The organism is Nocardioides sp. P5_C9_2, assembly GCF_054049555.1.
In genome coordinates this window covers 1-21,612 of sequence record NZ_JBFUMD010000012.1, presented here as the reverse complement: position 1 = coordinate 21,612, position 21,612 = coordinate 1, and the positions used below count along the sequence as shown (strand labels likewise).

General features: G+C 72.7%; 23 protein-coding genes. 14 read left to right on the top strand and 9 right to left on the bottom strand.

Annotated elements, in window-relative coordinates; genetic code table 11:
* Together ACXJKL_RS01465 and ACXJKL_RS01460 are read right to left on the bottom strand one after the other, a co-directional pair.
* Positions 1-387, bottom strand: a 387-nt coding sequence (locus tag ACXJKL_RS01465) for an RNA polymerase sigma factor (protein WP_457205270.1), incomplete at its 3' end; no start/stop codon positions are given.
* A gap of 107 nt (positions 388-494) precedes the next feature.
* The gene (locus ACXJKL_RS01460; RefSeq protein WP_457205269.1) at positions 495-1,376 is read right to left on the bottom strand and encodes an HAD family hydrolase; all 882 of its coding nucleotides are present in this window, start codon (positions 1,374-1,376) and stop codon (positions 495-497) included.
* A gap of 80 nt (positions 1,377-1,456) precedes the next feature.
* Between ACXJKL_RS01460 and ACXJKL_RS01455 the strand changes: the two genes are divergently transcribed.
* The 7 genes from ACXJKL_RS01455 (at position 1,457) to hemB (ending at position 9,145) form a co-directional block, all read left to right on the top strand.
* On the top strand, positions 1,457-3,055 hold the full coding sequence (locus tag ACXJKL_RS01455; RefSeq protein WP_457205268.1) for a class I adenylate-forming enzyme family protein: 1,599 nt from the start codon (positions 1,457-1,459) through the stop codon (positions 3,053-3,055).
* Positions 3,052-3,321, top strand: a complete 270-nt coding sequence (locus ACXJKL_RS01450; RefSeq protein WP_457205267.1) for a glutaredoxin family protein — start codon at positions 3,052-3,054, stop codon at positions 3,319-3,321. The genes ACXJKL_RS01455 and ACXJKL_RS01450 overlap by 4 nt, the downstream gene beginning before the upstream one ends.
* A gap of 161 nt (positions 3,322-3,482) precedes the next feature.
* Positions 3,483-4,199, top strand: a complete 717-nt coding sequence (locus tag ACXJKL_RS01445; RefSeq protein ID WP_457205266.1) for a redox-sensing transcriptional repressor Rex — start codon at positions 3,483-3,485, stop codon at positions 4,197-4,199.
* The gene (locus ACXJKL_RS01440) at positions 4,196-5,497 is read left to right on the top strand and encodes a glutamyl-tRNA reductase (RefSeq protein ID WP_457205265.1); all 1,302 of its coding nucleotides are present in this window, start codon (positions 4,196-4,198) and stop codon (positions 5,495-5,497) included. The genes ACXJKL_RS01445 and ACXJKL_RS01440 overlap by 4 nt, the downstream gene beginning before the upstream one ends.
* Entirely contained in the window at positions 5,494-6,468 is a 975-nt protein-coding gene (gene hemC / locus ACXJKL_RS01435; protein WP_457205264.1) for a hydroxymethylbilane synthase, read from the top strand. Before ACXJKL_RS01440 ends, hemC begins: the two co-directional genes overlap by 4 nt.
* Positions 6,465-8,123 carry a uroporphyrinogen-III synthase gene (locus ACXJKL_RS01430; protein ID WP_457205263.1) on the top strand — a complete coding sequence of 553 codons (1,659 nt, stop codon included), beginning with the start codon at positions 6,465-6,467 and terminating at the stop codon, positions 8,121-8,123. Before hemC ends, ACXJKL_RS01430 begins: the two co-directional genes overlap by 4 nt.
* A 95-nt stretch (positions 8,124-8,218) precedes the next feature.
* On the top strand, positions 8,219-9,145 hold the full coding sequence (hemB, locus tag ACXJKL_RS01425; RefSeq protein ID WP_457205271.1) for a porphobilinogen synthase: 927 nt from the start codon (positions 8,219-8,221) through the stop codon (positions 9,143-9,145).
* A 145-nt stretch (positions 9,146-9,290) separates the two neighbouring features.
* On the opposite strand, the gene ACXJKL_RS01420 is transcribed toward hemB, so the two are convergent.
* Entirely contained in the window at positions 9,291-10,505 is a 1,215-nt protein-coding gene (locus ACXJKL_RS01420) for a lytic transglycosylase domain-containing protein (protein WP_457205262.1), read from the bottom strand.
* Between the two features lie 204 nt (positions 10,506-10,709).
* On the opposite strand from ACXJKL_RS01420, the gene hemL reads away from it, so the two are divergent.
* Genes hemL through ccsB form a run of 6 tightly spaced genes read left to right on the top strand, consistent with a single transcriptional unit; the run spans position 10,710 to position 16,664 of the window.
* Complete coding sequence (gene hemL, locus ACXJKL_RS01415; RefSeq protein ID WP_457205261.1) at positions 10,710-12,077, top strand: glutamate-1-semialdehyde 2,1-aminomutase; 1,368 nt, start codon at positions 10,710-10,712, stop codon at positions 12,075-12,077.
* Positions 12,077-12,748, top strand: a complete 672-nt coding sequence (locus ACXJKL_RS01410; protein WP_457205260.1) for a histidine phosphatase family protein — start codon at positions 12,077-12,079, stop codon at positions 12,746-12,748. Before hemL ends, ACXJKL_RS01410 begins: the two co-directional genes overlap by 1 nt.
* A gap of 2 nt (positions 12,749-12,750) precedes the next feature.
* On the top strand, positions 12,751-13,350 hold the full coding sequence (locus ACXJKL_RS01405) for a TlpA disulfide reductase family protein (RefSeq protein ID WP_457205259.1): 600 nt from the start codon (positions 12,751-12,753) through the stop codon (positions 13,348-13,350).
* Positions 13,347-14,096, top strand: a complete 750-nt coding sequence (locus ACXJKL_RS01400; protein ID WP_457205258.1) for a cytochrome c biogenesis CcdA family protein — start codon at positions 13,347-13,349, stop codon at positions 14,094-14,096. Before ACXJKL_RS01405 ends, ACXJKL_RS01400 begins: the two co-directional genes overlap by 4 nt.
* Position 14,097: 1 nt before the next feature.
* Positions 14,098-15,690 (top strand): cytochrome c biogenesis protein ResB, encoded by a 1,593-nt coding sequence (gene resB / locus ACXJKL_RS01395; protein ID WP_457205257.1) that lies wholly within the window; start codon positions 14,098-14,100, stop codon positions 15,688-15,690.
* Positions 15,687-16,664: a c-type cytochrome biogenesis protein CcsB gene (gene ccsB, locus ACXJKL_RS01390; RefSeq protein WP_457205256.1), complete on the top strand. Its 978-nt coding sequence runs from the start codon at positions 15,687-15,689 to the stop codon at positions 16,662-16,664. Before resB ends, ccsB begins: the two co-directional genes overlap by 4 nt.
* Here the strand turns inward: ccsB and ACXJKL_RS01385 are convergent.
* A complete protein-coding gene (locus ACXJKL_RS01385; protein ID WP_457205255.1) occupies positions 16,619-16,837 on the bottom strand; it encodes a hypothetical protein in 219 nt (72 codons plus the stop codon). The genes ccsB and ACXJKL_RS01385 overlap by 46 nt on opposite strands.
* Before the next feature lie 71 nt (positions 16,838-16,908).
* Here ACXJKL_RS01385 and ACXJKL_RS01380 point away from each other — a divergent pair, with 71 nt between their 5' ends.
* Positions 16,909-17,175 carry a DUF4229 domain-containing protein gene (locus tag ACXJKL_RS01380; protein ID WP_457205254.1) on the top strand — a complete coding sequence of 89 codons (267 nt, stop codon included), beginning with the start codon at positions 16,909-16,911 and terminating at the stop codon, positions 17,173-17,175.
* On the opposite strand, the gene ACXJKL_RS01375 is transcribed toward ACXJKL_RS01380, so the two are convergent.
* From ACXJKL_RS01375 to ACXJKL_RS01355, 5 genes are all read right to left on the bottom strand, one after another.
* Positions 17,176-18,435, bottom strand: a complete 1,260-nt coding sequence (locus ACXJKL_RS01375; RefSeq protein ID WP_457205253.1) for a GNAT family N-acetyltransferase — start codon at positions 18,433-18,435, stop codon at positions 17,176-17,178.
* 165 nt (positions 18,436-18,600) lie between these two features.
* Positions 18,601-19,086: an SRPBCC family protein gene (locus tag ACXJKL_RS01370; protein WP_457205252.1), complete on the bottom strand. Its 486-nt coding sequence runs from the start codon at positions 19,084-19,086 to the stop codon at positions 18,601-18,603.
* Position 19,087: 1 nt separating this feature from the next.
* Positions 19,088-19,462 carry an ArsR/SmtB family transcription factor gene (locus ACXJKL_RS01365; RefSeq protein ID WP_457205251.1) on the bottom strand — a complete coding sequence of 125 codons (375 nt, stop codon included), beginning with the start codon at positions 19,460-19,462 and terminating at the stop codon, positions 19,088-19,090.
* Between the two features lie 133 nt (positions 19,463-19,595).
* Positions 19,596-20,471 carry a 1,4-dihydroxy-2-naphthoate polyprenyltransferase gene (locus ACXJKL_RS01360; protein ID WP_457205250.1) on the bottom strand — a complete coding sequence of 292 codons (876 nt, stop codon included), beginning with the start codon at positions 20,469-20,471 and terminating at the stop codon, positions 19,596-19,598.
* An 8-nt stretch (positions 20,472-20,479) separates the two neighbouring features.
* Positions 20,480-21,612: MFS transporter (locus ACXJKL_RS01355; protein ID WP_457205249.1), on the bottom strand; the 1,133-nt coding region annotated here is incomplete at its 5' end.

Below are 21,612 nucleotides of genomic sequence, written 5' to 3'. Positions count from 1 at the left end.
GCTGCGCAGGGCCCGGAAGAAGGTCTCCGAGGTGAGGTCCTCGGCCAGCGACACCGAGCGGGTGCGGTAGTAGAGGAAGCGGTAGACCGAGGGCTGGTAGTGGTCGTAGAGCAGGCCGAAGGCCTCCGTGTCCCCTCCGCGGGCGAGCTCGACCAGGGCGATCAGGCGGCTGCGCTCGGCCTCGTCGTCCTCCGAGGAGGTGGCTTGGTCGGCGTCGCCGTACGGGCCGTGACCCCCGCTGTCGCGACGACCGCCCGGGGCGCCGCCCACGGACGTGTCCGCCTCGGCGAGCAGCACGTGCCCGGCGGGTGCGGGCACCACGAGGGCGAGGCGCACGGCACGCCGCAGCGCGTCGAGTCCCCGCTCGATGTCGGTGTCACCCCACATGGCGTTCTGACGACCCTCCCAGTCGGTCCCAGCCGGGACCACCACAGAGTAGGGAAAGTCGACGGCGTTGGGAATGGCCTCCGGCCCACGTCCCTGCCGAGGGGCCGTCAGGGGTGACGTCGGCCGCGGAGCGTGGCGCCGGCGGCGACCGCGCCACTGACCGCACCCGCGGTCGCGGCGACGACCAGACCGGCCCGGGCGGCCTTGCGACCGGTGCGGTAGTCGCGGACCCGCCACCCCTGCTGCCGGGCGTGGGCGCGCAGCCGGGCGTCGGGGTTGATCGCACAGGCGTCGCCCACCAGCGAGAGCATGGGCAGGTCGTTGGCCGAGTCGGAGTACGCCGAGCAGCGGCTCAGGTCGAGTCCCTCGCGGACCGCGAGTGCCTTGATCGCCTCGGCCTTCGCCGGCCCGTGCAGCATGTCGCCGACCAGGCGACCGGTGTAGACGCCGTCCTCATGCTCGGCGATCGTGCCCATGGCTCCGGTGAGTCCGAGCCGGCGGGCGATGATCCGCGCGATCTCGATCGGGGCCGCCGTCACCAGCCACACCCGCTGCCCCTGGTCGAGGTGCATCTGGGCGAGCGCGCGGGTGCCCGGCCAGATCCGGTGCGCCATCCCCTCGTCGAAGATCTCCTCGACCAGCGACTCGAGCTCGGTCACGGTGTGGCCGGCGATGAAGCCGAGGGCGGAGCTGCGGGCGTCCGCCACGTGCTCGGGGTCCTCGACGCCCACGAGGCGGAAGTACGCCTGCTTCCACGCGGCGCCGACGATCTCGCGGGTGGTGAAGAACTCGCGCCGGTGCAGGCCGCGGGCGAGGTGGAAGATGCTGGCGCCCTGCATGATCGTGTTGTCCACGTCGAAGAACGCCGCCGCGACGGGGTCGACGGGGGTGTTCAGGGCGGTCTCCACCTCCGCCGAGGCGGCCGCGGCCTCGCCCGCCATGGTCGAGCGCTGCTGCAGGTTGAGGCGGCGGGGGCGGTCGGGCGTCACGTCGCTCAGGGTAGTCCCGACGGGCGCGGTCGACCCTCCGGACGACCCGGGTGTCCCGGGGGATGTGGAAGTATCGATCCATGTCGTTGACGGACCTTGCGGACCTGGTCGCCGAGGCCGCCGAGGACTCTCCGGACCGGCTCGCCGTGGTCGAGTCCGGCGGGCGAGCGGTGACCTGGGGCCAGCTCGAGACGGACGTGGCCCGGTGTGCCACCGGACTGGGTCGCCTCGGAGTCCTGGCCGGGCACCGGGTGATGATCGCGGTGGGCAACCGCCTCGAGTTCGTCACGAGCCACCTCGGGGTGCTCCGGGCCCAGGTCGTCTCCGTCCCGGTCAACCCGCGCTCCACCGCCGACGAGCTGGCGCGGATGATCGCCGACTCCGGCTCACGCCTGGTGATCGCGGACTCCGACGCGCTGCCCGCCGTACGCGCCGCCGTGGCGACCGTCCAGGCGGCGCTCGACGGTGACGCGACCGTCCTGGACCCGGACCTGCTCTCGCGCGCGGTGCACCCGCGGGTCGTCGCCGTGGGCACGGAGCGCGGACCCGGGGAGATCGGCTACGACGACCTCGTCTCCGGTCAGGCCAGGCCCGTCCCGCCGCTCCAGGACCCCGAGAAGCTCGCCGCGCTGCTCTACACCAGCGGTACGTCGGGCCGCCCGCGAGCCGCGATGCTCACCCACCGGGCCCTCATCGCCAACATCGAGCAGGTCGCCGGGGTCCGGCCGAAGATGATCCACGGCGACGACGTCGTGCTCGGCGTGCTCCCGCTCTTCCACGTCTACGGGCTCAACGCCGTGCTGGGGGTCGTGCTCCGCGAGCGCGCCAAGCTGCTGCTCGTCGAGCGGTGGGACCCCGTCGCGGTGCTCGACCTGATCGAGGACGAGGCGTGCAGCGTGCTGCCGGTCGCGCCGCCGGTCTTCGCGCACTGGTTGCGGCTCGCCGACCTCCCCGAGCACCTCGGCTCGGTGCGCCTGGTCCTGTCCGGCTCGGCGCCGCTCGCCCCCGAGGTGGTGGACGCCTTCACCGCGGCCACCGGCATCCCCGTCCACCAGGGCTACGGCCTGACCGAGGCCGCGCCCGTGGTCACCAGCACCCTGTGCAGCGAGTCGCACCGGTCCGGCTCGGTGGGAGCGGCGCTGCCCGGCATCGAGATCCGACTGGTCGACGAGTCCGGGCGGGTGCTCGGTGGGGAGGACCCGGGCGAGATCCAGCTGCGCGGCGCCAACCTGTTCGGCGGCTACTGGCCCGACGGCTCCGGTGGCGTCGACGCCGACGGCTGGTGGGGGACCGGGGACGTGGGCTTCCTCGACCCGACGGGTGACCTGTTCCTCGTCGACCGGGTCAAGGAGCTGGTGATCGTCAGCGGCTTCAACGTCTATCCGACCGAGGTGGAGGAGGTGCTGCGCGAGGTGCCGGGCATCCGGGACGCGGCCGTCATCGGGGTCGAGGACGAGCGGACCGGCGAGGCCGTGGTCGCCTACGTCGTGGCGCCCGGCGCCGACGCTGAGGCCACCGGGACCGCCGCGGCCGAGCACGCCGCCGTACGCCTGGCCCGCTTCAAGCAGCCCACCCGCATCGAGGTCGTCGACGAGCTCCCGCTGACCGTCACCGGCAAGGTGCAGAAGGGTCGCCTGCGCGGCCTCGAGCGCCGGCGCGCCCTGGGGCTGCTGGAGTGACMGAGCCCGGGACGCTGCCACCGCTCGCACCGCGGGTGACCCTCTACGGTCGTCCGGGCTGTCACCTGTGCGACGACGCCCGGGCCGTCATCGAGGCGGTCTGCGCGGAGCTGTCGGAGACGTGGACCGAGGTGGACGTCGACGAGGACCCCGCCCTGCTCGCCCGCTACGCCGAGGAGATCCCGGTGACCCTCGTCGACGGTCGCCAGCACGACTTCTGGCGGGTCGACCCGGACCGGTTGCGCGCCGCGCTGCTTCGCGGCTGACACCTCGACACACCCCGGTCCGGGTGGGGATACTCACATGTGCTAGCCGCGGTCTCCGCCGAGTTTGTTCTCGGGTTCACAAACTCCTACAGTGACCACGCCGCTCGACCTTGACCGGGTCTCCCCAGCACCCGGGATCGAGCCGGCTGGAGAGAAGAGCAGTGACGGCACGGACTTCCACCGACAGCGCCCGGGACATCCCCGAGGCCACCGTCGCACGGCTGCCCGTCTACCTCCGGGCCCTCATCGGTCTCGCGGAGGCGGGCACGGCGACGTGCTCCAGCGAGGAGCTCGCCGCGGCGACGGGCGTCAACTCCGCCAAGCTACGCAAGGACCTCTCCCACCTCGGCAGCTACGGCACCCGCGGGGTCGGCTACGACGTGGAGTACCTGCGCTACCAGATCGCCCGCGAGATCGGTGTGACCCAGGACTGGCCGGTCGTCATCGTCGGCATCGGCAACCTCGGGCACGCCCTCGCCAACTACTCCGGCTTCCGCAGCCGCGGCTTCCGGGTCGTGGCCCTGCTCGACGCCGCGCCCGAGCGCCACGACGAGCTCGTCGCCGGCATCGAGGTGCGGCCCTTCGACGACCTCGAGGAGATCGTCGAGGACCAGGGCGTCGCGATCGGCGTCATCGCCACCCCGGCCCTCGCCGCCCAGGACGTCGCGGACCGGATGGTCGCCGTGGGCATCACCAGCATCCTCAACTTCGCGCCGACCGTGCTGTCGGTGCCCGACGGCGTCGACGTGCGCAAGGTGGACCTGTCGATCGAGCTGCAGATCCTCGCCTACCACGTGCAGCGCAAGGCCGGAGCGACCGTGGCCGACGACCTCGACGGGCTCGACGACCGGATCCACGAGACCGAGGAGATCGCATGAGCGTCCTGGTCGTGGGCGTGTCCCACCGCTCCGCGCCGGTGCCGCTGCTGGAGCGCCTCGCGCTCGACGCGGACGGGGTGACCAAGCTGATCAGCGACGTCGCCTCCAGTGAGCACGTCACCGAGGCGACCGTCATCTCGACGTGCAACCGGCTCGAGATCTATGCCGACGTCGACCGGTTCCACGGCAGCATCGAGGAGGTCTCGCGGTTGCTCGTCGACCGGGCCGGCGAGGCCCCCGAGGCGCTGGTTCCGCACCTGTACGTCCACTACGACGACGGCGCCGTCTCCCACCTCTTCAACGTCGCCGCCGGACTCGACTCCATGGTGGTCGGCGAGGGCCAGATCCTCGGCCAGACCCGCGACGCGCTGCGGGTGGGCCAGGAGCTCGGCACCGTCGGTCCCGCGCTCAACGTGCTCTTCCAGCAGGCGCTGCGGGTCGGCAAGCGCTCGCGCGCCGAGACCGACATCGACCGCGCTGCCCCCTCCCTGGTGACCGCCGCGCTCGAGCGGATCCCCGGACAGGTGTCCGGGCGTCGCGTCGTCGTCGTGGGGGCCGGCTCGATGGCCTCCCTGGCGGCCGCGACGGTGCACCGGATGGGCGCGAGCGACCTGGCCGTCGTCAACCGCACGCCCGAGCGCGCCCGGCGGCTCGCCACCGAGTACGACGCCCGGCCGGTGTCGCTGGTGGACCTCGACGTGGAGATCGGCCGCGCCGACGTCCTCATCTCCTGCACCGGGGCGACCGGCGTCGTCATCGGCCGGGACGCGGTCGCCGCGGCCCGTGCGCACGGCTCGTCCCCGCTGGCCATCGTCGACCTGGCGCTGCCCCACGACGTGGACCCCGCCGTCGCCGAGCTCCCGGACGTGACCGTGCTGGGACTGGCCGCGCTGGCCGAGGAGCTCAAGGGCTCCGACTCGGCCCGCGGCGTCGACGACGTACGCACCATCGTCGCCCAGGAGATCGCCGCCTTCCTCGCCGCGCGCCGCAAGGCCAGCGTGACCCCGACGGTCGTCGCGCTGCGCTCCATGGCCACCTCGGTCGTGGACAGCGAGATGGAGCGGCTGTCGGCCCGGCTGCCCGGCCTCGACGAGGCCACCCGTGCCGAGGTCCTGCACACCGTGCGCCGCGTCGCCGACAAGCTGCTCCACGAGCCCACGGTCCGGGTCAAGGAGCTCGCCAACGAGGACGGCGCGGTGTCCTACGCGGCCGCGCTCGCCGAGCTCTTCGCCCTGGATCCCGAGGCGGTCGACGCGGTCACCCGCGCCGACGGCATCTCCCGGGAGGGGACCCCATGACCGGCACCGTGACGGACGCCGTCGGCGCCCCCTCGACCACCCTGCGCCTCGGCACCCGGGCGTCGGCGCTGGCCACCACCCAGTCGGGACACGTCGCCGATTTGATTCGGCAGCGGCTGGGGCGTGAAGTGGAGCTCGTGACCATCACGACCGAGGGCGACGTCAACACCGCCCCCCTCGCGACCCTCGGGGGCACCGGCGTCTTCGTCAGCGCCCTGCGCGACGCGCTCCTGCGCGGCGAGGTCGACGTCGCGGTGCACTCGCTGAAGGACCTGCCGACGGCGCCCGCCGACGGCATCGCGCTGGCCGCCGTCCCCACCCGCGAGGACCCCCGTGACGTCGTGGTCGCCCGCGACGGACTGACCCTGGGCGAGCTGCCGCACGGCAGCCGCGTCGGGACCGGCTCCCCGCGCCGCGCCGCGCAGCTGGAGGCCCTGGGCCTGGGCCTGGACGTCACCGGCGTCCGCGGCAACGTGGACACCCGCATCGGCAAGGTCGCCAGCGGCGAGTACGACGCCGTGCTGCTGGCCCGCGCCGGTCTCGCCCGCCTGGGCCGACTGGCCGACGCCACCGAGGTGCTCGACCCGCTGCAGATGCTTCCCGCCCCCGGGCAGGGAGCGCTCGCGATCGAGTGCCGCGCCGACGACACAGACCTCGTGACCGGCCTGGCCGCGCTCGAGGACCCCGCCAGCCSGGCGGCCGTCACCGCCGAGCGAGCCGTGCTGGCCACGCTCGAGGCCGGCTGCTCCGCACCCCTCGGCGCCCTCGCCGAGGTCGTGGAGGGAGAGGACGGCGACGAGCTGTGGGTGCGCGCGGTCGCGCTCTCCCACGACGGCGGACTCTCGGTCCGGATGAGCGCCACCGGACACGTCGCCGACGCCGCCGGCGTCGGCCATCGCCTCGCGAGCGACATGCTCGCGGACGGCGCAGCAGACCTGATGGAAGCACCAGTGAGGAAGCAGCAGGCATGACTCGTAGCCAGAGCCAGTCCCCGTCCAGCACGTCGGGCGCCGCGCCCCGTGGATGGGTGTCCTTCGTCGGCAGTGGTCCCGGTGACCCCGGCCTGTTGACCGTGCGCGCGGTGGAGCTCATCCGCGACGCCGACGTGGTGGTGACGGAGTCACCCGAGCACGTGGGGATGGTCCGCACGCTCCTCGGGCTCCCGGAGCCGGTCGAGGGCGAGGAGGCGGCCGGTCCGCTCCTCGTCGACGGTGGCTTCGGCGAGGACGGCCAGCCGCTGACCCACGCCGCACGCGCCAAGGTCGTTATCAAGCACGGCAAGAAGCAGCGCGTCGTACGCCTGATGACCGGTGACCCGTTCCTCTACGCGTCCGGTCCCGAGGAGGCGCAGGCCTGCGTCAAGGCCGGTGTCGGCTTCGAGATCGTGCCCGGCGTCTCGTCGGTCTCCGCGGTGCCCGCCTACGCCGGCATCCCGCTGACCACCAAGAACCACAAGGAGATGGCCGTCGTCACCTGTGGCGACAAGGTCGACTGGAGCCAGTACGCCGACGACCGCACCCTGGTGCTGCTCTCCGGCGTCGGCTCCATCGGCGAGACCTCGGCGGCGCTCATCGAGGCCGGCCGCTCGGCGACCACCCCCGTGGCGGTGACCCGCGTCGGCACCACCACCGAGCAGGCCACCCTGATCTCCACCCTGGCGGACGTGGCGGCCGACGTCCGGGGCGCCCGCGTCGCCCCGCCGGCGATCATCGTCATCGGCGACGTCGTCGACCTGCGCGACACCCTGTCCTGGTTCGAGACCAAGCCGCTCTTCGGCTGGCGCGTGCTCGTCCCGCGCACCAAGGAGCAGGCCGGCTCGCTCTCGCGTCGCGTGCGTGAGTACGGCGCGGTGCCCGAGGAGGTGCCCACCATCTCGGTGGAGCCGCCCCGCAACCCGCTCCAGATGGACAAGGCCGTCCGCGGTCTGGTCGAGGGCCGCTACGAGTGGATCGCCTTCACCTCGGTCAACGCCGTCAAGGCGGTCCGCGAGAAGTTCGAGGAGTACGGCCTCGACGCCCGCGCCTTCTCCGGCCTCAAGATCGCCGCGGTCGGCGACAAGACCGCCCAGGCCATCGCCGCCTGGGGCCTGCGCGCCGACCTGGTGCCGTCGGGCGAGCAGTCCGCTGCCGGTCTCCTCGCGGACTGGCCGCCGTACGACGAGGTGCTGGACCCGATCAACCGGGTCTTCCTGCCCCGCGCCGACATCGCGACGGAGAACCTCGTCGCCGGCCTCGTCGACCTCGGCTGGGAGTGCGACGACGTGACGGCCTACCGGACCGTGCGGGCCACCCCGCCGCCGGCGCCGACGCGCGACGCGATCAAGACCGGCAAGTTCGACGCCGTCGTGTTCACCTCGTCCTCCACGGTGCGCAACCTCGTCGGCATCGCCGGCAAGCCGCACCCCTCGACGATCATCGCGGTCATCGGGCCGGCCACGGCCAAGACCGCCGAGGAGCACGGCCTGCGGGTCGACGTGCTGTCGCCCCAGCCCGACGTGGAGGTGCTGGTCGACGCGCTGGCCGACTTCGGGTCGGCCCGCCGTCTCGCGATGCTGGAGGCCGGTGACCTCGTCACCCGGCCGAGCGAGCGCAAGCCCGCCGCGCGTCGCAAGGCCCAGGCCAAGTGACCGCCGGCGCAGGGGAGCACCACCTCCCGGGGGACGCGGTCGTCGGGCCGGTCATCCGGCCGCGGCGCCTGCGCCGCACCCCTGCGCTGCGCCGGATGGTCGCCGAGACCTCCGTCGAGCCGCGGCAGCTCGTGCTGCCGATGTTCGTGCGGGAGGGCATCGACGAGCCCCAGCCCATCGGCTCGATGCCGGGCGTCGTCCAGCACACCCGCGACTCCCTGCGCCGGGCCGCCGTGGAGGCGGCCGAGCTCGGGCTCGGCGGGGTGATGCTCTTCGGTGTCCCCGCAGAGAAGGACGCCACCGGGTCGGGCGCGACCGACCCCGCCGGCATCCTGAACCTCGCGATCAACGACGTCGTGGCCGAGGTCGGCGAGGGGCTCACCGTGATGAGCGACCTGTGCCTCGACGAGTTCACCGACCACGGGCACTGCGGCCTGCTGACCACCGACGGCGAGGTCGRCAACGACAAGACCCTCGCCGCGTACGCCGACATGGCGCGCGCCCAGGCCGAGGCCGGCGTCGACATGGTCGGTCCCAGCGGCATGATGGACGGCCAGGTCAAGGTGGTCCGCGAGGCGCTCGACGCCGCCGAGCACCAGGGCGTCTCGATCCTGGCCTACTCCGCCAAGTACGCCTCGGCGTTCTACGGCCCCTTCCGTGAGGCCGTGGGCTCCTCGCTCGAGGGCGACCGGCRCACCTACCAGCAGGACTCGCCCAACGCCCTCGAGGGCGTCCGGGAGGCCCTGCTCGACGTGGCCGAGGGGGCCGACATCGTCATGGTCAAGCCGGCCCTGGCCTACCTCGACGTCATCCGCCGCGTCCGCGACGCCGTCGACGTACCGGTCGCGGCGTACAACATCTCCGGCGAGTACTCCATGGTGGAGGCCGCCGCCGCCCACGGCTGGATCGACCGGGAGCCGGCCATCCTCGAGACCCTCACGTCGATCCGGCGCGCCGGCGCGGACGTCATCCTGACCTACTGGGCCGCCGAGGCCGCCCGGCTCCTGCGCAGAGATCGGTAAACGTGTGTGTGGGTTCGGTGTCACCGGGTGGCACTGAAGCCACACACAAAGGTGGACCGGTGAGCGCCACCGGCATCGGCGAGGCCGGCCGGGACCACGGAGGCACAGGCGCACCACCTGCTGGCCCTCCTCGACGGGTGAGGAGTCAGGGCGCGAGCAGGGCGTTGGCGCAGGCCGCGAGCTCGTTGGTGGCGGTGAGCGGGTTGTCGACCACGCCCTGGCTGGTGCACTGGGCCACCGCCTGCACGTAGGTCAGCGTCTGGTCGAGCGGGGGGACGCTGGTCGACGGGAGGGGCGGCACCGTCGTGGGCACCGGTACCGGCACCGGCAGCGAGGTGGACGGCGTCTTGATCGGGTCCTKGGTGGGCTGCTGGGTGGGCTGCTGGGTCGGGGCCTGGGTGGTGGGCGTCTGGGTGGGCTGCTTGGTCGGCTGCTTCGTGGGCTGCTGGGTGGGCTGCTGGGTGGGGGTGCCCGACTTCACCACCGGCTTGCCGCCCTTGCCCCCCTTGCCGCCCTTGCCGTTGCCCCGCGTGGAGGCCGACGGTCCGGTCGGGTCCGGGGCGAAGACGCCCGCCGAGGTGGTGCGGGTCGGCACGGAGAGGAAGTCGCCGTCCATGTAGGCCTGCATGATCGACAGCACCAGGTCGACGTAGGCGTTGGAGTGGTTGTAGCGGTAGACGCTGGCCCGCTGACCCTTCTCCGCGGACAGGTCGTCGTCGCCCGAGCACAGGTAGACCGCGGTCGCGAGGGACGCGTCGTCGATGTCCTGGGGGTTGCGGCGCCCGTCGCTGTCGCCGTCGACGCCGACGACCGACCAGGTCGAGGGGATGAACTGCATGGGACCGACGGCGCGGTCGTACTTCGTGTCCGAGTCGTACTGCCCGGCGTCGGTGTCGGTGATCCGTTGGGTGCCGTTCCTGCCGTTGAGCGCGATGCCGTAGATGCCGGGCTGCGCAACGCCGTCGTCACCGAGGACGTTGCCGCCGAAGCGGCCGTGGTCGGACTCGACGCGACCGATGGCCGCGATCAGCTGCCAGGGCAGCTCGCAGGACGTGTCGGCGGAGTTGATGACGGCCTCGGCCCGCTGGTAGGCGGCCAGCGCAGCGGAGGGGATGCCGCTGGTGGAGGCGGCGTCGACGACCTGGGCGGACCGCCCGCGGGGGACACCGGGGGCGACGACACCCGGGACCGAGACGCTGGCGGGGGCCTCGATGGCCTCGGTGGGGATCGTGGTGCCGTCCGGCAGTGCTCCCGAGCCCTCGTCCCCGGCGACCGCGCTGCCGAGGCCGGCTCCGGCCATGCTCACCGTCCAGGCAGCGGACAGCACGGCGAGCGGCACCAGTGCCGTCGCCTTGTGCATGCGGCCGAATGCTGACATCTGCTGCTCTCCCCGTGATCGGACCGGAACGTCGCGGCCAGTATGGGCCGAGTGTGGTCCCAACGAATGTTGTCACAGTGAGTTACGTCGCAACACCCCCGATGTTCGGGGGGCCCGCGCCGCGCTGGCCCCCGCGGGGGCGACGGCGAATGAGCGCCGGCTTGGGTGCTGGGCGACAATGACCGGGTGACCCAGCCCCTGCATGCTGACTCCCGGGCCACAGCCCCGACCGCCCACAGCAGCGCGCTCTTCGAGCGGGCCCGTGCCGTGACCCCCGGTGGCGTCAACTCCCCGGTGCGCGCGTTCACCGCGGTGGGCGGCACGCCGCGCTTCATCCGCTCGGCGTCCGGCGCGTGGCTGACCGACGTCGACGGCAACGAGTACGTCGACCTCATCTGCTCGTGGGGCCCGATGCTGCTCGGCCACGCGCACCCGGAGGTGCAGGCAGCGGTCGCCGCGGCGGTCGCGCGCGGGACGTCGTACGGCACCCCCACCGAGCCCGAGGTCGAGCTGGCCGAGGAGATCGTGTCCCGCACGCCCGTCGAGGCGGTGCGGTTCGTCTCCAGCGGCACCGAGGCCACCATGTCGGCGATCCGGCTGGCGCGCGGCTTCACCGGGCGCGACCTCGTCGTGAAGTTCGCCGGCTGCTACCACGGCCACGTCGACGCGCTGCTCGCCTCCGCCGGCTCCGGCCTGGCCACCCTCGCGGTCCCGGGCACTCCCGGTGTGCCGGCCTCGGCGGCCGGCGAGACCATCGTGCTGCCCTACAACGACCGGGCCGCCGTCGAGCGGGCCTTCGCCGAGCACGGCGACCGGATCGCCTGCCTCATCACCGAGGCCACGCCCGGCAACATGGGCGTCGTGCCGCCCGGGGAGGGCTTCAACGGCTTCCTGGCGCAGACCTGCCGCCGGCACGGGGCCCTGTTCGTCAGCGACGAGGTGATGACCGGCTTCCGGGCCACCCGCCAGGGCGGCTGGGGCCTCGACGGCGCAGTCGAGGGCTGGACCCCCGACCTGATGACCTTCGGCAAGGTGATGGGCGGTGGTTTCCCCGCCGCGGCCTTCGGCGGCCGGGCCGACGTGATGGGCCGCCTCGCGCCCGACGGACCCGTCTACCAGGCCGGCACCCTCTCCGGTAACCCCATCGCGACGACCGCCGGCCTCGCCACCCTGCGGCTCGCCACCGACGAGGTCTACGCGCAACTCGACGAGACCGCCGCGACCATCGGGTCGGCCGCCGTCGACGCGCTGCGCGACGCCGGGGTGCCCCACCGCCTGCAGTCGGCCGGCACCATGTTCTCGATCTTCTTCGCGGACGGCGAGGTGCGGGACTTCGCCGGCGCCGGCCGCCAGGACACCGCGGCGTACGCGGCGTTCTTCCATGCCATGCTCGACGGCGGCGTCTACCTGCCGCCCTCGGCGTACGAGGCGTGGTTCGTGTCCGCCGCCCACGACGACCGCGCCGTGCAGGCCGTCCTGGACGCCCTGCCCGCCGCCGCCCGCGCGGCGGCCGCGGCCGCCACCCCCACCGACAGCGAAGGAAACCGCTCCTGATGGAGACGATCGTCCACCTGCTCCGCCACGGCGAGGTGCACAACCCGCAGGGCGTCCTCTACGGCCGTCGCGACGGGTTCCACCTCTCCGACCTCGGCAACCGGATGGCGCAACGCATCGCCGAGACCATCGGCGAGCGCGACATCGTGCACATGGTCTCCTCGCCGCTGGAGCGGGCCCGTGAGACCAGTGCGCCGCTCGCGGCCGTGCGTGGCCTCGAGCCGGTCCTCGACCCGCGCGTCATCGAGTCGGCCAACAAGTTCGAGGGGATCAGCTTCCGCGACGGAGGCATGACCTTCGTCAAGCACCCGTCGCTGCTGCGCCACATGTACAACCCGCTCACGCCGTCGTGGGGCGAGCCCTACGACGAGATCGCGGCGCGCATGATGGCCGCCGTCCACGACGCCCGGGACGAGGCGCGCGGCCACGAGGCCGTCGTGGTGTCCCACCAGCTGCCGATCTGGACGACCCGCCTGCACGCGGAGCGGAAGTCCTACCTCCACCACCCCAAGAAGCGGCAGTGCACGCTGTGCTCGCTCACGTCGCTGCACTTCGACGACGACCGGCTGGTGCGGGTGACCTACTCCGAGCCCGCCGGCGACCTGATCCCGGTCGGCGACCGCTCGGCCCCGTTCTCTGCCGGCGGCGCGCCTGCGGAGGACCGGCCCTGATCGTGCCTCCTCCCACCTCGCGCCCCCGGGGCGCTCTCGTCTCCCTGCTCGCCTGCCTGCTGCTCGGCACGGCCGCCCTCAGCGGCTGCTCGTCGCTGGAGGGTGCGGGGGACAAGGGCTACGTCACCAGCGACGGCCAGCTCGAGCTCGTGGCCGCCGCCGACCGGGGCGAGCCGATCGACCTCGAGGGCGAGGACCTCGACGGCAGGCCCGTCACCCTCGCCGACCTGCGCGGCCGGCCGGTCGTGGTCAACGTCTGGTGGTCGGCCTGCCCGCCGTGCCGGGTCGAGCAGCCCGACCTCAACGACGCCGCCGAGGAGCTCGACGACACGGCGGCCTTCGTCGGGGTCAACATCCGCGACTCCTCCGTCGACCAGGCGCGGGCCTACGTCCGGTCCTTCGAGGTGCCCTACCCCTCCGTCTTCTCCGCGGACGGCAAGGCGCTGGTGCCCTTCTACGGCACCCTGACGGCCTACACCGTGCCCGCCACCGTCGTCCTCGACGCCGAGGGCCGGATCGCGGCCTCGATCCTGGGTCGGCTGCCGTCGAAGCAGACCCTGCTCGACGTCGTCGCCGACACGGCGGCCGAGGGGACGTCGTGACCGACTGGTTCACCGACCAGGCCGCGTCCGGCTCGCTCGCCCTCGCGGTCCCCGTGGCCCTGCTCGCCGGGCTGGTCTCCTTCTTCTCCCCCTGCGTGATCCCGCTCCTGCCGGGCTACCTCTCCTACGCCACCGGGCTCTCGGGGGCCGACCTGGAGCACGCCCGTCGCGGCCGGATGCTCGCCGGGGCGCTGCTCTTCGTGCTCGGGTTCACGGTGGTGTTCGTGGCCATCGGTACGGCGGCCGGCTCGCTCGGCGGCTGGCTGGTGGACTACAAGCGCGAGATCACCGTCGTGCTGGGCCTCGTCACCATCGTGCTGGGCCTGATGTTCGCCGGGTGGCTGCCGGGCCTCCAGCGGGACTGGCGCATCCACCAGGTGCCGGCCGTCGGCCTCGCCGCCGCGCCCCTGCTGGGCTTCCTCTTCGGTCTCGGCTGGAGCCCCTGCATGGGGCCGACACTGGCGGTCATCACCCAGCTCTCGCTCAACGAGGGCACCGCGGCCCGCGGAGCGCTGCTGTCCGCGATCTACGCCCTCGGGCTCGGGCTGCCGTTCATCATCGCGGCCCTCGCCTACCGCCGGGCGCTCACCGTCTTCGGTGTGGTCCGCCGCCACCAGGTCTGGGTGATGCGCGCCGGAGGCCTGATGCTGGTGATGGTCGGCGTGCTGCTGGTGACCGGCCTGTGGGACCAGATGATCCAGTGGCTGCAGCTGCGCATGGTCACCTCCTTCGAGACGGCGGTCTGAGGTGAGCACCCACTCGTCCGGCGACGACCGGCAGGCCCAGCCCATGCCCACCGACATGAACGCGCGCGAGCTCGTCCGCTGGTCCTGGCGCCAGCTCACCTCGATGCGCACCGCGCTGGTGCTCCTGCTCCTGCTCGCCCTGGCCGCCATCCCCGGCTCCGTGATCCCGCAGGACGACGTGGACGCCCTCGCCGTCGGACGCTGGAAGGACGCGCACCCCGACCTGGCGCCGATCTACGCCAGGCTCGGGCTGTTCTCGGTCTACGACTCGCCGTGGTTCTCCGCGATCTACATCCTGCTGATGATCTCGCTGGTCGGCTGCATCCTGCCCCGCTCGGCGGTCTACTGGCGCGCGCTGCGGGCCCGCCCGCCCCGCGCCCCCCGCAACCTGTCCCGCCTGCCGGAGCACGCGTCGTACACCACGGGCGAGGGCGTCGACGACGTCCTCGCCGCCGCTGCCACCGAGCTCAGGAGGCGCCGCTACCGCGTCGAGGTGCGCGAGGGGGCGGTGTCGGCCGAGAAGGGCTACCTGCGCGAGGCCGGCAACCTGCTCTTCCACCTCTCGGTGCTGGTGGTGCTCGTCGGGTTCGCGGTCGGCGGGCTGTTCGGCTTCAAGGCCGGCGTCATCGTCACCGTCGGCAACGGCTGGTCCAACAACCCCACGCAGTACGACGAGTTCGTCCCCGGCAGCCTCTTCGGCGCCGACGACCTGGACGGCTTCTCCGTCAACGTCGACGACTTCGACATCACGTGGCTCACCGACGGGCCGGCCAAGGGGCAGGCCCGCAAGTTCGTCTCCCACCTCGACTACACGACCGCCGACGGAGACACCGGCACCTACGACCTGCGGGTCAACCACCCGCTGTCGATCGGCGACACCGAGGTGTTCCTCATCGGCCACGGCTACGCGCCGGTCGTCACCATCAAGGACGGCAACGGCGACGTCGCCTACAGCGGGCCGACGATCTTCCTGCCGACCGGGCCGACCTTCGAGAGCTTCGGGGTCATCAAGGCCCCGGACGCGAAGCCCGGGCAGCTCGCGCTCGAGGGCACGTTCTACCCGACCTTCGCCCTCGGCGACGGAGCCCCCCGCTCGGTGTTCGGCGACGCGGTCAACCCGCTGATGTCGCTGTTCGTCTACACCGGCGACCTCGGTCTCGACGACGGCGGCAGCCAGTCGGTCTACGTCCTGGACAAGTCCCGGGCCACCCAGCTGATGAAGGACGACGGGCAGCCGCTGCGCCTCGACATGCGTCCCGGTGACACCGTCGAGCTGCCCGACGGGCTCGGCACGGTCACCTTCGACGGCCTGCAGCGCTGGAACAAGCTGCAGGTCAGCGAGACCCCCGGCAAGCTCGTCGCCCTCGCCGGCGTCGTGCTGGCCCTCGTGGGCCTCCTCGGCTCGCTCTTCATCCGGCCCCGCCGCCTCTGGGTGCGGGCCCGCGAGGACGGCGGCACCACCGTCGTGGACGTCGCCGGCCTCGACCGCTCGAACGGGGGCGACCCCGAGCGGGGCGCCGCCGAGCTCGCGGCGATCATGGACACCCTGCGCACCGGGACCGGTGCCGCACGCACGACCAAGGAGAACTCGTGACCGACGCATCGTGGGAGACCCTCAGCAACCAGGCGGTCGCGGCCGCCGGGGTCGTCTACTTCCTGGCCCTGCTCGCGCACCTGGTCCAGTGGGCCTCCCTGCGCAAGCTGCCGGCCGACGAGGAGGTCACCGGCGGACGGACCGCGATGGCCGGGCGTCTCGCGGTGCTGCTCACCGGGGTGGCCGTGCTGGTGCACGCCCTGGCGCTCGTCGCCCGGGGCATGGCCGCCGACCCCAACCGGGTGCCGTGGGGCAACATGTACGAGTTCACGCTGGCCGGCACCTTCGTGGTCGCCCTGCTCTACCTCGTCCTGCTCCGCCGCTTCGGCCTGGAGTGGATGGGCCCGGTCGTCGTGACCTTCGTGCTGACGCTGCTGATGGTCGCCGTCATCTGGCTCTACACCCCGGTCGCGCCGCTCACCGAGGCGCTGTACAGCCCGTGGCTGGTCATCCACGTCGTCTCCGCCGTGATCGCCACCGGCGCCTTCACCCTCGGCGGGATCTGCTCGGTGCTCTACCTGATGAAGGAGCGCTCGACCCGCGAGCGCGGCTACCTCGCGCGTGTCCCCGACCTGAGGTCACTGGACCGCATCTCCTACCGGATGCACTCCTTCGGCTTTCCGGTGTGGACGTTCGCGGTGCTGATCACCGGGCCGATCTGGGCGCACCAGGCGTGGTCGTCGTACTGGAACTGGGACCCCAAGGAGGTCTGGGCGTTCATCACCTGGGTCGTCTACGCGGCGTACCTGCACGCCCGCGCCACGGTCGGCTGGAAGGGACGCAACGCGGCGTACGTCGCGCTGGTCGGCCTGGCGACGCTGTGGTTCAACTTCATCGGGATCAACTTCTTCAGCACGAGCTCGCAGCACTCCTACGCCGCACCCGCGCCGGTCGAGCCGGGACCGGCCCGCGTCGTCGACGGGACCGTTCAGGTTCCGGTGCCGCCGGGGCCCCCGGTGCCGCCGTCCTCCTGACGGCGCTTGCGATCGAGGTCGCGCAGGAAGTCCGGATCGTCATCGGGTCCGTGGGGACGCGGTGGGGGCGCCGACGGGCGCCGCGGTGGGGGGCGCAGGCCCCGCTGCTGGGCCACCCGCACCAATGCGTAGACGACCAGTGCCAGCAGCACGAGGAACACCAGGGACTTCACCCCCCCAATGTAGGCGGCCACGCAACCGCCCTCCGGCCGCCGGCTGCCGGGCAGCACCTACGCTGGGTCCCGTGAAGGAGTTCCTCGTCTACACCACGCTGCGCATCTTGTTGTTCATCGGCATGGTCGGCCTCGTCGTCGGCGTCTGGACGCTGCTCGACGGGGACGGTGAGGTCAACCTGCTGTGGCCGGTCGTGATCGCGTTCGCCCTGTCCGGCATCGCGTCGTACTTCCTGCTCAACCGCCAGCGCGACGCGTTCGCCCGCAAGGTCGAGGAGCGGGCCGCCCGCGCCACCGCGGCCTTCGACGAGCGTCGTGCCCGCGAGGACAGCGACTAGTCAGAAGCTGGTCAGCGAGTACGGCGCGGGGCCGCCGTCCAGCAGTCGTCCCAGCCGTGCGACCTGAGCGGGATCGCCGGGCAGGCGGCCGGCCGTGGCCAGCGAGTCGACCCGGACCCCGCCCAGGTAGAGCGACGCCAACGTCTCGGCGCTCACCGTGAGGTCGGCGTCGCCGTCGGTGGGCACGACCGTCGCCCGGCCGTCCGCGGCGTCGATGCGCCAGTGGCCCTCCGCGTGGCCGAGCGGGTCGGTGACGCCCAGGACGAGCGAGTCGTCGGCGTACCAGGGGCGGGCCTCGAGGGCGGTCGGGACGTCGAGCACGCGGACCCAGAGGTGGTCGTAGACGCTCCTGACCCCGACGACGTCGCTGTTGACGAGCGCCCAGTGGAGCGGGTCGTCGGGGTGGCTGGTGCGCACGGCGACCCGGGAGGACAGGTCGATGTCGGCCAGGAACCGCCACAGGCCGAGGTGGGCGGTGGTGTCGAGCGTCAGCAGCTCGGCGGTGACGGTCGCGGGCTTGTCACCCTCGCCCTCCGCGTGCTTGAACAGCACGTAGCCGTCGGGCCGCTCGTCGGCGTCGAGGTGCACCGCCGCGCGCAGCTTGTCGTCCGCGCTGCCCGTGGCGGGGTCGTAGCGACCGGTCTGCCAGGCGCGGTAGAAGTGCGGGCGCTCGACCGAGCCGCGCGAGGAGGCGTGGAAGCGGGCGAACACGTCGCTGGCGATGTCCCACAGGTCGGCCGGCTCGACGAGCTCCACGCGGCCCGGGTCCACGAAGTCGCGCAACGCGAACGTCGCCGTGGTGTCGACCTCGATGCGGCGGCGGAAGGAGGCGGGACCGAAGCCGAAGCGGCCGTAGATGGATGCCTCGGAGACGGTCAGGGCGGCCACCGGGGCAGACGTCTGGGCGAGGTCCTCGACCATCATCGTGCGCAGCAGTCCCCGGCGGCGGTGGGCGGGGCTCACCGTGACGTCGCTGATCATGTGGACCGGCACCATCGCGGCTCCGGCGTTGAGGGTCATGTCCCACGAGCTGAAGGTCGCCACCGGCAGCGGACCCGCGCCGAACGCGCCCTCCGGCAGCCAGGCGCCCGCGAGCCGCATCGAGTCCGCCCGCGTCGTCTCCCGCCAGATCTCCCGGGTGCTGTCCGAGGGACGCCCCTCGTGGAACCCCCGCGACACCGCGCCCATCCAGGCGTCGACCGCGGCCTTCGCCTCGTCGCTGTCGTCGTGCGGGTCCAGGGTCCGGTGCTCGTACTCCACGGTCCTCACGCTAGCCATCGCGGCAACCCGATTTCCGACCGGGCACTTTCGTTGCGCTGGATCGTGCCGACCGGGCACTCCCGTACCGCTGGATCGTGCCGACCGGGCACTCCCGTACCGCTGGATCGTGCCGACCGGGCGCTTTGGTGCGCGTGCGTACGACGCTCAGGCGGCGAGGAGGGCGTCGACCTGGTTGATCGCCTGGGTGATGCCCTCCTCCATCCCCATGTCGAGCACCTTCTGGAGGTCCTCGGTGCTGGGATAGGTCGCGACCATGACCATCCGGGTGCCGCCGTCGGTGGCGTGGAGGTCGACGGTGCTGGAGCCGACCGGCGCGGACTCCTGGGGGTTGCCGTCGGCGTCCGCGAAGCCGTCGTCGTACGCCAGGCGGGTGGGCCGAGCGACCTCGGTGACGTCCCAGTAGCCCGGGTAGACCTCGCCGTCGGGGCCGGTCATGAAGTACTTCACCCGCGCCCCGGGGGCCAGGTCGTGCTCGGTGAAGGTGGCGGGGTGTGTCGGCGGGCCCCACCAGCGCTCGAGCTGGCGGGGGTCCTCCCAGATCTGCCAGACCCGGTCCACCGGGGCGGCGAACTCGGAGGTCACGGTGAGGGTGCGGGACTCGAGGTCCTTGGTCACGTCGGTGACGGGCATGTCACTTCTCCTTCTGGATGGTGTCGGGTGTGGGGTGCTGCGCGGTGTCGGTGCCGTCGGCCAGCAGGTCGTCGATCCGGTCGATCCGACCCCGCCAGACCTGCTCGAACTCGCCGAGCAGTGCGGTGACGGACCTGACGGCCTCCACCTCGCCGCTGGCCAGCTGCTCGCGCCCCCGGCGCCTCTTGGAGACGAGGCCGGCGCGCTCGAGCACCGCGACGTGCTTCTGCACGGCCGCGAAGCTCATCGGGTAGTGCTGGGCCAGCGCGGAGACCGAGTGCTCGCCCGCCAGGACGCGACGCAGGATGTCGCGCCGGGTCCTGTCGGCCAAGGCGTGGAAGAAGGCGTCCGCCCGCTCCTCGTCGTTGCTGGTCACGGGAACAACATACAACTGATTGGTTGTACGTTGTCAAGAGTCGCAGCGCGACGGAACTGCCCGGTCGGCGCCTCGCAGCGCGACGGAACTGCCCGGTCGGCGCCTCGCAGCGCGACGGAACTGCCCGGTCGGCTCAGGCGAGGAGGAGGAGGGGCGCGGCGACCAGCACCGACCACAGCAGCTGGCCGACCCCGGTCTGCTGGAGCACCGGGACGAGCGCGGGCCCGACGGCACCACCGAGGACGGTGCGCACGGGCGGGACCATCCGCACCAGGAAGCCGAGGCCGACCAGGACCCACCAGGTGGTGGCCGCGGCGACCGCGACGACAGCCAGGGCCGCGGCGAGCACGAGCAGGGCGTAGAGCCCGCGGGTGCGCTCCGCGCCGAGCTTGACCGCCAGGGTGCGCTTGCCGGCCTCGACGTCGGTGGGGATGTCGCGCAGGTTGTTGGCCACCAGGATCGCGCAGGCCAGCGCGCCGACGCCGACGGCGGCGTACAGCGCGGCCCACTCGAAGGTCTCGGTCTGGACGTACGTCGTCCCGACGACCGCGACCAGCCCGAAGAACACGAAGACCATCACCTCGCCCAACCCGAGGTAGCCGTAGGGCCGCGAGCCGCCGGTGTAGAACCAGGCGGCGAGCACGCACACCACACCCACGGCGACCAGCCACCACGCGGTGGTGGCGGCCAGCACCAGGCCGGCGAGCGCGGCGACCCCGAAGGCCGCGAACGCGGCCGCCCTGACCGACGCCGGCGACGCGACGCCCGAGCCGACGAGCCGCATCGGACCGACCCGGTCGGCGTCGGTGCCGCGGATGCCGTCGGAGTAGTCGTTGGCGTAGTTGACACCGACCTGGAGGGCGAGCGACACGACGAGGGCCAGGAGGGCCTTCCACCAGACCGCGCCCTCGACGTACGCCGCGACGCCGGTGCCGGAGAGCACCGGGGCGACGGCGGCGGGCAGGGTGCGGGGGCGGGCTCCGGCGAGCCAGTCAGACGGTGATGCCACCGGAGGATTCAAGCACCCGGCCCGACGGCCCCGGAGGGCGAGCCCGGCAGTCCCGGGCTGGCGGGCTGCTCGAGCGTCGGGGGACCGACGGGGGGCGCGTCCCCGCCGCCGGCCGTGGGGTCGTCGGACTCGCCCGCGGCGGCGTCGGCCAGCACGTCGGCCGGCACGTTCTTCTCCAGGAACCGCCGAGCCATCGTGGTGGAGGGGTGCAGCGCAGCGGCCGCGGCGGTGATGATGCCGCCGATGATCATCCAGCCGGTGGCTCCCCAGTTCATCGCGAGGAAGGTGAAGAGCGCCGGCGCCCAGACCCGGCCCAGCGTGCCCCCGAGCTCGGCGGCGCCCTGGTACTCACCGCGGCGCCGGGGGTCCATCAGCTCGGCCTCGAAGGTCCAGCTGGCCGCGGAGAGGAAGAGCTCGGCGCCGGTGAGGGTGATGTGGCCCATGAAGAACAAGGTGATGGTCACCCAGCCGATGGACTCGTGGGTGGACAGCGTGATGACGCACGAGACCACGAAGAACACGGTCGAGATGCGGATGGCCCGCAGAGCGGTGCGGGTGTCCTTGATCCCGCGGGCCGCGGCCATCGGCAGGAAGATGCACATCACCGTGTTGGTGCCGAAGAGGAACGCCAGCACGACCCACGGGGCGTCGGTCTTCTCCACCAGCCACAGCGGGATGACGAGGTTGAGGATCACCTGGTTGGTCCACAGGACCCCCGTGAAGACGGTGACGGCCAGCCAGCCCACGTTGCGCATGGGTCCCGGGCCGGGGATCTTGACCTTGCGCTCGTCGGCGGTCTTGAGGTCGTGCGGGGCCTTCGGCAGTCGCGTGGCGATGTTGTAGGCGTTGAACATGAAGACCGCGGCCGTGAACCACGGGACCGCGGTCAGCAGGGTGATCGACTCGAAGGCCAGCGCGATGCCGCCGACGAGCGAGCCGAGGGTGAAGCCGACGTTGAGCGCGGAGTACATGTAGGCGCGGGACTTGACCCGCTCGCCCGGGGGCAGCACGTCGATGGTGTACGCCCCGTGCGCGGTGCCGCCGAGGGCGCCGATGATGTCCATCACGACCGCCATCGCGACGTACTGCGCGAAGTTGTCGATGAACGGCCACACGGCGAACATCGAGGCCTGCCCCACCG

Bases quoted from the DNA above. Each gene is read 5' to 3' on its own strand.
- ACXJKL_RS01455 (WP_457205268.1), top strand. From the start codon at position 1,457: ATGTCGTTGACGGACCTTGCGGACCTGGTCGCCGAGGCCGCCGAGGAC.
- ACXJKL_RS01440 (WP_457205265.1), top strand. From the start codon at position 4,196: ATGAGCGTCCTGGTCGTGGGCGTGTCCCACCGCTCCGCGCCGGTGCCG.
- ACXJKL_RS01430 (WP_457205263.1), top strand. From the start codon at position 6,465: ATGACTCGTAGCCAGAGCCAGTCCCCGTCCAGCACGTCGGGCGCCGCG.
- ACXJKL_RS01410 (WP_457205260.1), top strand. From the start codon at position 12,077: ATGGAGACGATCGTCCACCTGCTCCGCCACGGCGAGGTGCACAACCCG.
- ACXJKL_RS01370 (WP_457205252.1), bottom strand. From the start codon at position 19,086: ATGCCCGTCACCGACGTGACCAAGGACCTCGAGTCCCGCACCCTCACC.